The 12,015-nt window shown below is 32.5% G+C and carries 13 protein-coding genes and 1 riboswitch; of the genes, 10 read left to right on the top strand and 3 right to left on the bottom strand.

What is annotated here, in order from left to right; all coding sequences use genetic code 11:
- Positions 1–38 precede the first annotated feature (38 nt).
- Positions 39–956: an iron-hydroxamate ABC transporter substrate-binding protein gene (locus tag AC1DS7_RS14840; RefSeq protein ID WP_000732562.1), complete on the bottom strand. Its 918-nt coding sequence runs from the start codon at positions 954–956 to the stop codon at positions 39–41.
- 330 nt (positions 957–1,286) lie between these two features.
- Here AC1DS7_RS14840 and AC1DS7_RS14835 point away from each other — a divergent pair, with 330 nt between their 5' ends.
- The gene (locus AC1DS7_RS14835; protein WP_002091284.1) at positions 1,287–2,336 is read left to right on the top strand and encodes an NAD(P)/FAD-dependent oxidoreductase; all 1,050 of its coding nucleotides are present in this window, start codon (positions 1,287–1,289) and stop codon (positions 2,334–2,336) included.
- Positions 2,337–2,567: 231 nt separating this feature from the next.
- On the opposite strand, the gene AC1DS7_RS14830 is transcribed toward AC1DS7_RS14835, so the two are convergent.
- Positions 2,568–2,936: a hypothetical protein gene (locus AC1DS7_RS14830; RefSeq protein WP_016103223.1), complete on the bottom strand. Its 369-nt coding sequence runs from the start codon at positions 2,934–2,936 to the stop codon at positions 2,568–2,570.
- 181 nt (positions 2,937–3,117) lie between these two features.
- On the opposite strand from AC1DS7_RS14830, the gene AC1DS7_RS14825 reads away from it, so the two are divergent.
- The 7 genes from AC1DS7_RS14825 to AC1DS7_RS14795 all read left to right on the top strand — a co-directional run bounded on the left by AC1DS7_RS14825 (position 3,118) and on the right by AC1DS7_RS14795 (position 8,921).
- Positions 3,118–3,357 (top strand): helix-turn-helix domain-containing protein, encoded by a 240-nt coding sequence (locus AC1DS7_RS14825; protein ID WP_002010190.1) that lies wholly within the window; start codon positions 3,118–3,120, stop codon positions 3,355–3,357.
- Between the two features lie 248 nt (positions 3,358–3,605).
- Positions 3,606–4,130 (top strand): hypothetical protein, encoded by a 525-nt coding sequence (locus AC1DS7_RS14820; protein ID WP_016103224.1) that lies wholly within the window; start codon positions 3,606–3,608, stop codon positions 4,128–4,130.
- Between the two features lie 20 nt (positions 4,131–4,150).
- Positions 4,151–4,594: a hypothetical protein gene (locus AC1DS7_RS14815; RefSeq protein WP_016103225.1), complete on the top strand. Its 444-nt coding sequence runs from the start codon at positions 4,151–4,153 to the stop codon at positions 4,592–4,594.
- 178 nt (positions 4,595–4,772) lie between these two features.
- Positions 4,773–5,441 (top strand): LSm family protein, encoded by a 669-nt coding sequence (locus AC1DS7_RS14810; RefSeq protein ID WP_016103226.1) that lies wholly within the window; start codon positions 4,773–4,775, stop codon positions 5,439–5,441.
- Between the two features lie 231 nt (positions 5,442–5,672).
- Positions 5,673–6,938: a hypothetical protein gene (locus AC1DS7_RS14805; protein WP_002016709.1), complete on the top strand. Its 1,266-nt coding sequence runs from the start codon at positions 5,673–5,675 to the stop codon at positions 6,936–6,938.
- Between the two features lie 143 nt (positions 6,939–7,081).
- Positions 7,082–8,308: an ATP-binding protein gene (locus tag AC1DS7_RS14800; RefSeq protein WP_002140225.1), complete on the top strand. Its 1,227-nt coding sequence runs from the start codon at positions 7,082–7,084 to the stop codon at positions 8,306–8,308.
- A gap of 229 nt (positions 8,309–8,537) precedes the next feature.
- Positions 8,538–8,921: a hypothetical protein gene (locus AC1DS7_RS14795; protein WP_033715352.1), complete on the top strand. Its 384-nt coding sequence runs from the start codon at positions 8,538–8,540 to the stop codon at positions 8,919–8,921.
- Positions 8,922–8,946: 25 nt separating this feature from the next.
- Here the strand turns inward: AC1DS7_RS14795 and AC1DS7_RS14790 are convergent, their stop codons facing one another.
- The gene (locus AC1DS7_RS14790) at positions 8,947–9,579 is read right to left on the bottom strand and encodes a cyclase family protein (protein WP_002091277.1); all 633 of its coding nucleotides are present in this window, start codon (positions 9,577–9,579) and stop codon (positions 8,947–8,949) included.
- 85 nt (positions 9,580–9,664) lie between these two features.
- A riboswitch (SAM riboswitch) is annotated at positions 9,665–9,777 on the bottom strand.
- Between the two features lie 149 nt (positions 9,778–9,926).
- Here AC1DS7_RS14790 and AC1DS7_RS14785 point away from each other — a divergent pair.
- Complete coding sequence (locus AC1DS7_RS14785; RefSeq protein ID WP_215588693.1) at positions 9,927–11,036, top strand: PRK06851 family protein; 1,110 nt, start codon at positions 9,927–9,929, stop codon at positions 11,034–11,036.
- A 113-nt stretch (positions 11,037–11,149) separates the two neighbouring features.
- Positions 11,150–11,932: a nucleotidyltransferase domain-containing protein gene (locus tag AC1DS7_RS14780; RefSeq protein WP_476999095.1), complete on the top strand. Its 783-nt coding sequence runs from the start codon at positions 11,150–11,152 to the stop codon at positions 11,930–11,932.
- Positions 11,933–12,015: the final 83 nt, after the last annotated feature.

The following is a 12,015-nucleotide window of genomic DNA, read 5'->3' as shown; positions in this document are numbered from 1 at the left end:
AAGAGGAATTCTTAAATTAAGAATTCCTCATGTTTGTATTATTGACCAAGAAAGCTCTTCTTGAAGAAGTCTAGTTGGAAATCTAATGTAAGTGGATCATTGAAATAGAATTCCATCATGTTTGCTTCATATACACGATTATTTTTTACTGCTGGAATGTTTTTATATGATTCTGTCTCTTGGAATGAGTTATCAGTATCTTTGTTTTTACTTACGATTAAGTAATCACCAGCAAACTCAGGTAATACCTCAGTAGATAATGCGTAGTATCCTTCTTTTAAAGCTTTTTCTTTTACTTTTTCAGGCATTTTTAATTTCATTTCTTGGTAAAGAATTTCTGTTCCGCGGCCCCAGTTTTCGCCGTATACGTAAAGCTGTTTGTTGAAGTTTTCAACAACAGAAACGGTTGCATCTTCACCGATCTTCGCTTTAATGTCTTTTCCAGCTGTTTGTGCGCGTTTCTTGAAATCATCAACCCAAGTTTTTGCTTCTTTTTCTTTATTTAATAATTTACCGATTTCTAAGTGTTGTGTTAAGTAATCAACTTTTCCGTAAGTGTATGTTACAGTAGGAGCGATTTTCTTTAACTTATCAACATTTTTAATATTTGATAAACCAATGATTAAATCTGGATTTAATTCAGCAATTTTTTCAACATTCTCATCTGATACTTCAGCGACATTTTTCAGTTTGCTATCAAAACGTGGGTTTTGTTTAGACCATGAATCTACCCCAACAAGATTTACACCTAATGACATTACGTTACCAGCGAATGATGATAGGACAACAACACGTTGTGGATTTGCTGGAACTTCTACTTTACCATTTTCAGATTGGTATGTAATTGTTTCTGATTTCTTACCTTTTGCGTCGTTCTTCTTGTCTGTTGAACCGTTGCTACAAGCACTCATAACAAGGACGAACAGAACTGTTAGTGAAATGAATAATTTTTTCATCGTCTTTCTCCTTTTGATAGATGATATGTGATATACAATAAATTGTTTAGCTTTGATCTTTTGAAAAGTTAGTGGTAATACAAAAGTCTTATTAACAATCTTGAACTTGAGATTTTACCATATAGTATTCACCATAGTAATAGAAGAAGATGTAATCTCACAGTTGCTAATAATTAACAAATTGATAATGATTATCACTATTGATTCTTTAAATACTATAATTTTATATAGGTGTATTGTCAATAGTGATTTTGATTGTAAAATTTATAAAAACAAGTTATATTTTATTGAGAATGATAATCAATTATTAGTAGCTGAGGAGTGACACGAATGAATCAAGAAGAATTGTTTGATGTAACTGTGATAGGCGGAGGACCTGCAGGGCTTTATTCAGCTTTTTATAGTGGACTAAGAGAGATGAAAACGAAAATAATAGAATTTCAACCACAGTTAGGTGGAAAAATACATGTTTATCCGGAGAAAATGATTTGGGATATTGGCGGATTATTACCGGTTACTGGTGAGAAATTAATTGAGCAACTTGTACAACAAGGATTAACATTTCAGCCTGAAGTTGTATTGAATACAAAAATTGAATCAATTATTCGTAATCAGGATGGCATTTTTACGTTGAAAACAAGCTCTGGGGAAGAACATTTTTCAAAAACAGTGATCGTCGCAACTGGGAGTGGTATATTGAATCCACAAAAGTTATCAATTGAAGGTGCTGAGAGATTCGAAGTCTCAAATTTAAATTATACAGTTAAATCGTTAAAACGTTTCAAAGATAAAACGGTAATTATTTCAGGCGGAGGGAACTCCGCAATTGATTGGGCGAACGAATTAGAACCAATCGCGAAAAAAGTTTATTTAACATATAGAAAAGAAGAATTATCTGGTCATGAAGCACAAGTAAAACAACTTATGAACAGTTCAGCAGAATGTTTCTTTAATACATCGATTACAAAATTAATTGCTGGTGATAACCATGAAGCGATTGAATATGTAGAATTAACAAATCATGAAACTGGAGAAGTTTCTCATTTATCTATCGATGAAGTTATTATTAATCATGGATATGAACGCGATATAACATTATTAGAAAATAGTGAGCTAGATGTTGCTATTGTTGATAATTATTATATTGCAGGGAATGCAAATAGTGAGTCCTCGGTAGACGGATTATATGCCGCTGGAGATATTTTAAAGCATGACGGAAAATTACATTTAATTGCAGGGGCATTCCAAGATGCTGGAAATGCTGTGAATAAAGCGAAACAATTTATTCAACCTGATGCAAGTGAGTACGGAATGGTTTCTTCCCATAATGAAGTATTTAAGAAGAGAAATCGAGAATTGATTAAGCAGATGATGAAATAATAAAGGAACAAGTATACCCCCATTTACATCTCTATTTCTATGGACGAGAGATACAAATGGGGTTTTTCCTGTTTACTATATTTTCAATCATTTTCATGACACCGTTTTCATTAGTTCATGTCATATGAATGTATTTCTATAAAAAGGGAACACAAAGACTTGAACATTTTATTTGTAAATCTTTCTAGGAAACAATGAATCTATAGTTGGTTTGTGCGGACCATTATTAAATTATGCGGTCCCTTTTGTCTGTTCATTAGGAAATGGAATATTTTGTATAGAAACAATATATTGTTTTCCATGTTGTCGAGCTAATGATTCTAATATTTGACGAACGCGTTTTGTAAGATTGCCTTGTTTTTTTATAGCTTCACAATATGCATCATAGAAAACGTATTTAGCCCAAAGGAAATCATCTTGTTGGAATAAGAAATGATTTTTGTACCATTCACCAATCGTATGATAACAATTATTTTCATGTACTGCTGCACTTTGTGAAAGAATACGATCGGATAAAGACTTAGATAGATGAGAAATTGTGTTTTCTGTTTCAACTCGTAATGTTTTTTCTAACATTGTAATGATGTGACGAGTAGCCATATGTTAACTCTCCTTTGTGTAAATGGGTAATACCATTCTATATTTAAAAAATACTTACTATACTATTATACAATATATGGAATGCATCTACCTGCTTTTTAATTTGTATTTACAAAATCTTTTTTATTTGTTTACAAAAATAAAGTAAGATACATTATGTATATGAAAAAATAATAAAGGAATGAACACATTGTATATAACGATAGAAGAGGCTGCGGAGTATTTGAAATTACCAAAATCGTATGTTGAAGACTTAATTCAGCAAAAGAAAGTTCGTGCATTGTTTGATGGAGAGCAATATTTAATAAATAAGGAACAGTTTAATACACATTTAGAACAAATGGAGAAATATAAGCAGCTAGTGGAAGAAATATTAAATGAACCAATTCCAGAAGATATGGATGTTAAAGACGAAGATTAAATTTATAAAAATCCCCCGTATTAAGATATGCAGAAATGTATCTTAATACGGGGGATTTTTATATTAAGGGATGAAAAATTCATCCGAAATCCTAGAGTTACTTTAAGGGAAAGAAGATTTTATAGGGATTAGTACTATTAGTTAAAAGCATATTTTTTCATAACGGGGACAAACATAGCGAACATAACCTGTACAGATACATATACTATCAGTGCAAAAGCTTATAAATTAATGGAAGGGGTTTTCTCGTGAGTTTATTTCATTGGGATTTTTTGAAAGAATTAATTGGATCTTATGTAAGAGTAAACAGAGGTGGACCGGAATCTCAAAAAGGAATAATAGTGTCAGTATGTACGGACTACGTCGTATTACAGAATGAAAAAGGAGAGTACCATTACTACCAGCTTAGCCATCTGAAAAGCATTACAAAAAATACGAAAGATGGTGGGATAGGTGATTCTGTATGGTCGGAAGAAGACAGTGCAGAAGACTTTGAAACGCTACTTCAAGGCTTCAAATACCGCTGGGTGAAAATTAATCGTGGTGGTCCAGAGAAAGTTGAAGGTATTTTACAAGACGTTTCTTGCGATTATGTAACGTTAATTATAAAAGAAGAAGTGGTATTAATTGCACTATCTCATATTAAGAGTGTTAATTATAATGCACCAGTAAGTGGAGAGAATAGTGATGAGAGTAGCGATGAGAAAAGTAATGAAAACAGTAATAATTCAAGTCGCGCTCGTGCACAAAGACAATCAAGTAGAGGAAGATAATAAGAAAGGAGGGTATAAAATTGGAGAGTGTATTATGCTGTGATCAAATTAAAGGTTTAGTCGGTGAAAATGTAAAAGTAAATCTTCGCGGACCAGAAAGTAGAGTAGGTGTACTCGTATCATTAGGAAAAGATTACCTTACACTACAATTGCCTCTTGGAGAATTAGTATATTACCAGTTGAAACATGTGAAGAGTCTAGTTAGGAAAGTGAAAGAAGCACCGGGAGAATATGGTTCATGTTTCTATGCTGATGAAGATACTTTTTTAGATGTATTAAATGACTTGAAGTATAAATGGATAAAGATTAATCGTGGTGGACCAGAGTGTGTGGAAGGTTTATTAAGTGATATACATGATGGAAGTATTACACTAGTAAACGGTGATGAGGTCATTTATATAATTAATTCTCATATTAAGAGTGTGAGTCAAATAGTTAAAAACAAAAAGAATGAAGAAGAATAATGTTTAATAAATAAAAGGGGCATTATGATTGAAAGTGAAGAACGATTTCATATTTTGCTGCAATAATTTCGCGGTATATGAAAAAGAATTCTTACTATTAAAAGACAGAACATTGCCCCTGATTATTTTTTTGAAATGGAAGACAGAAAAGCGCAATTTCATAGAAAGGAGGATATAGATGAATGAGTTAAACAAGAACATTGGGGAAAATATATACGTTAAATTAATCGGTGAAAGAAGGTTTAGAGGTATATTAATTGATGTAGGGAATGATATTGTTGTTCTTTACAATGGACAAGACTATGTATATATATCTTTATACCATATCCAATATTATAAATTTTTAAGAGAGCATGATGAAGAAATATTAAAGCCTGGTGTGGACTCTGTAATTAAGAGGGAATCACCTTCAATTTCTTTGAGAAAAGTATTAATCACATCTAAAGGGATTTTTACAGAAATTTATGTGGCAGGAAATGTTCCGATACACGGTTATGTTACAAGTGTAATGAACGATTATATTGTTTTTTATAGTCCAGTTTATAAAACGGTATATATATCTTTAAAGCATTTGAAGTGGTTAATTCCTTATAAAGAGAACCAAGTGCCTTATTCCCTCAATAAAAATGAACTCCCCGTAAATCCATTAAATATTACTTTAGCGAGAACTTTTGAAGAACAGCTTATTAAAATGTCAGGGAAAATTATGGTGTTTGATTTAGGCGAAGAATCTAATAAAATCGGAAAGATGACGAAAATTGATGAAGGGCATATTGAAATATTAAAAGCACGTGATGCAAAAATGTATGTAAATATTCAACATGTAAAATCTGTCCATTGTCCGTAGACTAGTTGAAAGGGCTGGCTTTTTCTTTTATATATAGGGAAGAAAAGGTCGAGCCTATTTGTTTAATTCGATTTGGATATGAGGGGGAAATGAATTGAATATCATATAGGTATGTTAGTGTGATCTTTGAAGGGGCAATCTTGTACTAAAGGTGTACGAGCTACCTTTTTGTGTATTCAACTCACTTTTGAGGAAGTGCTGCTCAACTACTTTATTAAAGGGGTTTTGTTTGTGGAGCAGTTTCCAGATTCGTTTTCGATTACATTACTTGGCAGTGCTGGCGGAGCAGCAAAAGCAGTGTTAGCAATTTTGAATCAAGCGGTAGTAAATGAAAAAGATCCAATTTATGAAGTGATAAAGAATGTGAACTTCCATTTGGTGGATATAAAACAAAAAGATAAAAGTTATTATGATGAGTTGTTTCCAAATTTGAAAGAGCAATTTTTTTTATATGAAATAAACCTTCAAGATGTAGTCAAATTTAAACATCATTTAAAGGAAAAAAGAACGAAGGTTGTTATTGATGTTTCAGGTGCAGATACAATTAGGGTACTGAGTTGTTGTAATGACCTTGGCATTTGTTATATTAATTCGGCTTTGGAAAATGAGGCAGTAGATCAAGACGATAGTTTACTTGGTTTTCAGCTTACGGAAAGGTATACGAGGTTTGAGAAGGAGAAAGAAACATTTACAAATACAAGAGCGATTATAGGCTCAGGTATGAATCCTGGTGTTGTTCAATGGATGGTTGTTGAGCTTATGAAAGAACGTCCAAATGAAAAGCCGCGAGCATGCTATATTGTAGAACATGATAATTCATTTTTGAATGATAAAGAGCTTATAAAACCTCATACACTTTATGCATCATGGGCAGTTGAGCGTTTTCTTGATGAAGCGATATGGAGTTATCCTATGTATATGAGTCATCATCGTCCACTTTACTTTTATGAGGATGTATATGCTTCAGAGTATAAAGTAAAGTTAGGTGAAAAAGAATTTTATGGTTGCTTAATGCCACATGAAGAAGTTTTAATTTTAGGGAAATCTTTTAATATGGAAGTGGGTTTTCTTTATCGGATCAATGAGTATACAACAAACTTAATTAGACAGAACTTAGATAAAGTGGAAGATTTATGGAATTGGAATCGTAAAGTATTTAATCCAGCAGAAGATGATATTATAGGAGAAGATTTAGTCGGTGTGTTACTCGTTTATGAACATAATGAGACATACATGTATAATGTAATGAATAGTAGCCAAGTTTTTCAAAAATATAAAACAAATGCGACGTACTTCCAAGTAGGGTGTGGAATTTATGCTGGCTTATGTAGTTTACTGTTAGATACTTTTGGACAAGGCGCTTATTATGTAGAAGAATTATTATTAAATACTGAAAGTAAGTATGGGGAATATTTAAATTTATATATGAAGGATTTTGTAGTAGGACATAATAATTTTACAGATGGATTGCTAAATGATAGGGTAAGATGGATATAAATTGTAACTGAAAAGGAAGGAGCTGTATCTCCTTCCTTTTAGTATTAGAAGGTTACATGTTGCTCTGAAAGCAATTTCATAATTATAATTTAAAGAGATAACACTTGAAATGTTTTTTTGTATTGATCAAGAGGAGTTTTTATATGAACAAATACAAGAGCTTGATTTATGAAGAAAGAGAAGCTTTAAAAGTATTTATATTATTATTCTATATTATATTCTTTTTATATGACGTTATCTATTATTTTGTTTATCCCGCTATGAATATTAATGAAGCAAGGGTAGGGTGGCCAGAAGGTGGTATGGGAATAGGTGTATATATATTAGTAATATCTTTATTTCCTATTTCAATATATCTTCAAAAACAAGGTTATGTATATTTTGTGAAATACTTATTTTTAATTGGGTACATGCTTATTGATCTTATTAATAACTTAATGATTTATTTACACAGTGATCGTGTTTTTGAAAATGGAAATATGGTTGAAATATTTTTAATTTTATTTGCACCGATTTTCGTGAACAGAAAATATTTTTATTTCGTTTCCTGTAGTGTAATTGGAAAATATGTATTTTTTACTTTGATATTACAAGATGTAAAAGTTGTGATTCCGCTTGTATTATGTATATTCTTTTTCATCATTTCGCATTCTTTATTAAAGAGATTTCAATCTTATGTAAGGACAGTTGTTGAGATGATGAACAGTATGAAAGAGACAGAAAATTTAGCGGTTATTGGGACTATGTCTACAACAATCGCTCATGAAATTCGAAATCCATTAACAGCTTTAAAAGGATTTACACAAATTCAAAAAGAAAGAAATCCTGAAGATACGATGAGCTATGAGATTATGCTGCAAGAAATTGAGAGAATTAATGGGTTTGTTAGTGAATTGATGTTATTAGGAAAACCGAAACCAACAAATTATGAATGGTGTAATATAGGGGAAATCCTTTTATATGTTGTACAGTTAATGGAAAGCTATGCGACTCAATATAAAGTTAAATTTAATTTGCAAGTAGATGGAAATTTACCCGTTATAAATGGTGATGATAAGCAATTAAAACAAGTGTTGTTAAACATCATCAAAAATGGAATTGAATCGATGCCAGGAGGCGGGAATATTCGGATTCTGGCATATGAAAAAGCTGGAGAGAACTTGTGTATTTCTGTTGAAGATCAAGGTCTTGGGATAGAAAATGAGAAAATAGAAAAGATCGGAAAAGCTTTTTATACAACAAAAGAGAATGGTACAGGTCTTGGATTAATGATTACATATAAAATTATTGAAGAACATCAAGGGAGTATCGCGATTGAAAGTAGTATGGGGATAGGAACGAAAGTAGAAATTTATTTACCAACAGTGTAGTGCATTAGACGAAATTACTTTTCAGAAAAGTGTTCTTGTTGTGTAAATATAAACATTTTATAAAATGTTTCAAGAAGGGTTTTTTTTATAAAAAACTTCGTTTATAATGGAGGAAAATATCGACATAGAGCTTTTAGCTCATGTAACGGTTCAGTAGTGTTATGAAAAGAAAAGAAGGGGTGCACGCGCATCCTTTTTTCTATGCGGATATGATGAAAGGGGTGGTATGATGGAATTAACATTAAATTCGACTGTATGTTTACACACGATTCAATTTCGAAAAGAGCAAAAGAACTATATTGTAAAAGATACGATTACAGGAGAGACATATGAAATGCCGCCACTTTGGATTGATGCACTAGCAATGATGCGTGACGGTTTTTTATTGGGAGAAATTGAGGAGAAATTAAAAGAAGAATATCCAGCAGAAGAAGTAAATATGGTAGCATTTACGAGGCAACTGTTAGAGCTAGAACTTGTCGAAATGGTAGATGGAGAAGAGATAGCTTGTACAAAGAAGAAAGATAAAGATTATTTAGCGTGGATACGACCAAAGGTGGAGCAATTCTTTTTTAACTTAAATAAAAAATATAAAAGCAAAGGTCAAAAGTGATCTTTGCTTTTTTTGTAGACCATGTTTAAAAAATAACAGCGAATGCCCTTGCGAAAGCACCGTCACTATTTTTAATTTTTAAAGGTGCTGCTGAGAAAAAGAATCGTTTCGCTTTAATGGCATCTAAGTTTGTTAAGTTTTCAATTAAGTAAATATTATTTCCTAACAGTATGTGATGAATCGGTGATGTTTCTGTCGTTACCTCATCAGGAGAAATAAAATCTAAACCGACAGATTTTACTTTTAATTGAACTAGTTCTTCAGCTAATTCTTCGGAAAGATAAAACGCTTCTTTCTCATAAGCTTCGGTATTCCATTTATTAGATAGATTGGAATGGAAAATGACAATATCGCCTTCTTTTATGTCGACAGTATGTAATACTTCCTTAGGTAATTTTCGCTCTTGAACATGAGTCACATCGATAAGAACAGCTTCGCCTACAAATTGATTTAGGGGTAATTGATCAATAGTGGTTGCGCCTGAAATGAAATGAGCAGGCGCATCACAATGCGTACCAACATGAACGACAGAATGAAAATTCGTAACTTGATAACCTGTTTCTTCAACGCTTGTAATGGCTTCTAGTTGGATTTTTGGTGTTCCAGGAAATTGAGACATATTATTTTCAAACGTTTGTGATAGATCAATTACTTTCATTTTACATACCTCCAATATATTTTTTTCAAATAATAAAAAGCCCCCCCTTCATAATCAAGAAAGATGAGCTTTACATACTAGTTGAGTTTTATCTTCCAAAATGCAATGCATTTTGCAGGAATTAGCACCTATTCAGTTTGCATAAACTGAGGTTGCTGGGCTTCAAAGGACCGGTCCCTCTGCCTCTCTTGATAAAGGTTTATTCGGTTTTAAATTCGGAATATTTGTGATATTTAAATTGTAATTCATTTCCTTTTTTCGTGCAATACAAATTAGGTGTTCACCCAAATAAAGTTGCTCGCATATTGTAGCTTATGTAAGTAGACTGTTGCGAAGGAGTGAGTGCAGTGACAGGGAATGTATTGAATTATTATGCTGGTGGCAATACAGCTAGAGGATTTCATAATTTATACGAAGAGAATTTAAAAGGACTAGATAGGTTGTTTATTTTAAAGGGTGGTCCAGGAACGGGAAAATCTTCTTTAATTAAGGCAATAGGTCGTGAATGGGTTGAAAAAGGATATGATATTGAACTTTTGCATTGTTCTTCTGATAATAAGTCAGTTGATGGAGTGATTATTCCGAAATTAAAAGTAGGAATTGTTGATGGAACATCACCGCATGTTATTGAGCCGAAAATGCCAGGAGTTATTGAAGAGTATATAAATTTAGGAGTTGCTTGGGACTCAGATAAATTAAGAAAGCAGAAGTTAGAAATTGAACGGTTTGTATTAGAAGCGGGCAAGGCTTTCAAATCTGCTTACGGATGTTTTAAAGAGGCGTTAGTTATACATGATGAGTGGGAGAAAATATATATTAATAACATTGATTTTAATAAAGCAAATGAACTAACAGAACAGCTAATTCAGAAATTATTTGCAGATAAAAAGGGAGAACAATCGATTGTGAAACATCGTTTTTTAGGAGCTGCTACACCGAAAGGAGCAGTTGATTTTGTTCCTAATTTAACAGAAGGATTACCACATCGTTATTTTATAAAAGGACGCCCGGGTTCTGGAAAATCAACAATGCTTAAAAAGTTATCGAAGGCAGCAGAAGAAAAAGGGTTTGACGTTGAAGTATATCATTGCGGATTTGACCCGAATAGTCTTGATATGGTTATCGTAAGAGAATTAGGATTTGCAATTTTTGATAGTACCGCACCACATGAATATTTTCCAAGTCGCGAAGGTGATGAGATTATAGATATGTATGCTCTTATTGTTAAACCAGGGACGGATGAGAAGTATGCTACAGAAATTCGTGACGTTTCCATTCAATATAAAGCAAAAATGAATGAGGCGATGTCTTTCTTAGCAAAAGCAAAATCAGTTCGTGATAAATTAGAACGAATTTATATTGCTGCTATGGATTTTTCAAAAGTGGATGCATATAAAGAGGAAATTCAAAAAGAGTTTGAACGAATTACTGCTACTGTAATGGAAAAGAAAAAATAGGTGCTTTATTGAGCTGTCAGAAATTTTCTGACAGCTGTTTTGGTATATAGTAAAATTAGTCGTATATTTGTCGAATTACCAGGGAAATAATCAAAAAATGGAGATGGTATGAAATGAGAGAGAAAATTGAATTAGAACTAGAACGAATTGAAAAAGAGAATGATGTGAAAATTTTATTTGCAGTGGAATCAGGGAGTCGTGCTTGGGGATTCCCATCGAAAGATAGCGATTATGATGTTAGGTTTGTTTATATACATCCAGTAGAATGGTATTTATCAATTCATGATAAGCGTGATGTAATCGAATATCCAATTAGTGATGATTTAGACATAAGTGGTTGGGATATTAAAAAGGCATTGCAACTGTTTGCAAAGTCAAATCCAGCGTTACTCGAATGGATTCGATCGCCGATTTTTTATTCGAAAAACTCGAACCTTCCAGAACAGTTTCAGCAAATGAGTGAAAAGGATTTTAATCCGAAATCAACGATATATCATTACTTACATATGGCTTCAAAAAACTATCGTGAATTTTTACAAGGTGAAAATGTAAAGTTGAAAAAGTACTTTTACGTATTACGTCCTATTTTAGCTTGTAAATGGTTAGAAGAGAAAGGGACATTGCCCCCAGTAGAATTTGACCGGTTAATTATGGAACTATCAGTCGAGCCTAGTGTATTAGATGAAATTGAAAAGTTGTTAATAAAGAAAAAAGCAGGTACGGAATTAGATGTTGGATTGAAAATTGAGGTGTTAAATCAATTTTTAGAAGAACAAATTGATTATTATGAGCAATACGTGAAAGGGATTGAAAAGGGATTAGGGATTGATATTGAGAGTTTGAATACATTATTTCGAAATATGTTGTTTGAAGTATATGAAAAAGAGCACAAGTGAGTTTGTGCTCTTTTTTATCCCGCATTAACGGGCAGTAAGACTCCCACCTCAAGATTCGGCTGGAGCGAAGAAGTTAGGTGGGA

This window comes from Bacillus sp. P4_E1, from assembly GCF_056401715.1.
The sequence above is the reverse complement of the archived record's forward strand: the minus strand, read 5'-3'. Positions and strand labels throughout refer to the sequence as shown.

Coding starts and splice junctions, on each gene's coding strand:
- AC1DS7_RS14835 (WP_002091284.1), top strand. CDS start 1,287: ATGAATCAAGAAGAATTGTTTGATGTAACTGTGATAGGCGGAGGACCT.
- AC1DS7_RS14780 (WP_476999095.1), top strand. CDS start 11,150: ATGAGAGAGAAAATTGAATTAGAACTAGAACGAATTGAAAAAGAGAAT.
- AC1DS7_RS14800 (WP_002140225.1), top strand. CDS start 7,082: ATGAACAAATACAAGAGCTTGATTTATGAAGAAAGAGAAGCTTTAAAA.
- AC1DS7_RS14830 (WP_016103223.1), bottom strand. CDS start 2,936: ATGGCTACTCGTCACATCATTACAATGTTAGAAAAAACATTACGAGTT.
- AC1DS7_RS14795 (WP_033715352.1), top strand. CDS start 8,538: ATGGAATTAACATTAAATTCGACTGTATGTTTACACACGATTCAATTT.
- AC1DS7_RS14790 (WP_002091277.1), bottom strand. CDS start 9,579: ATGAAAGTAATTGATCTATCACAAACGTTTGAAAATAATATGTCTCAA.
- AC1DS7_RS14840 (WP_000732562.1), bottom strand. CDS start 956: ATGAAAAAATTATTCATTTCACTAACAGTTCTGTTCGTCCTTGTTATG.
- AC1DS7_RS14810 (WP_016103226.1), top strand. CDS start 4,773: ATGAATGAGTTAAACAAGAACATTGGGGAAAATATATACGTTAAATTA.
- AC1DS7_RS14825 (WP_002010190.1), top strand. CDS start 3,118: ATGAACACATTGTATATAACGATAGAAGAGGCTGCGGAGTATTTGAAA.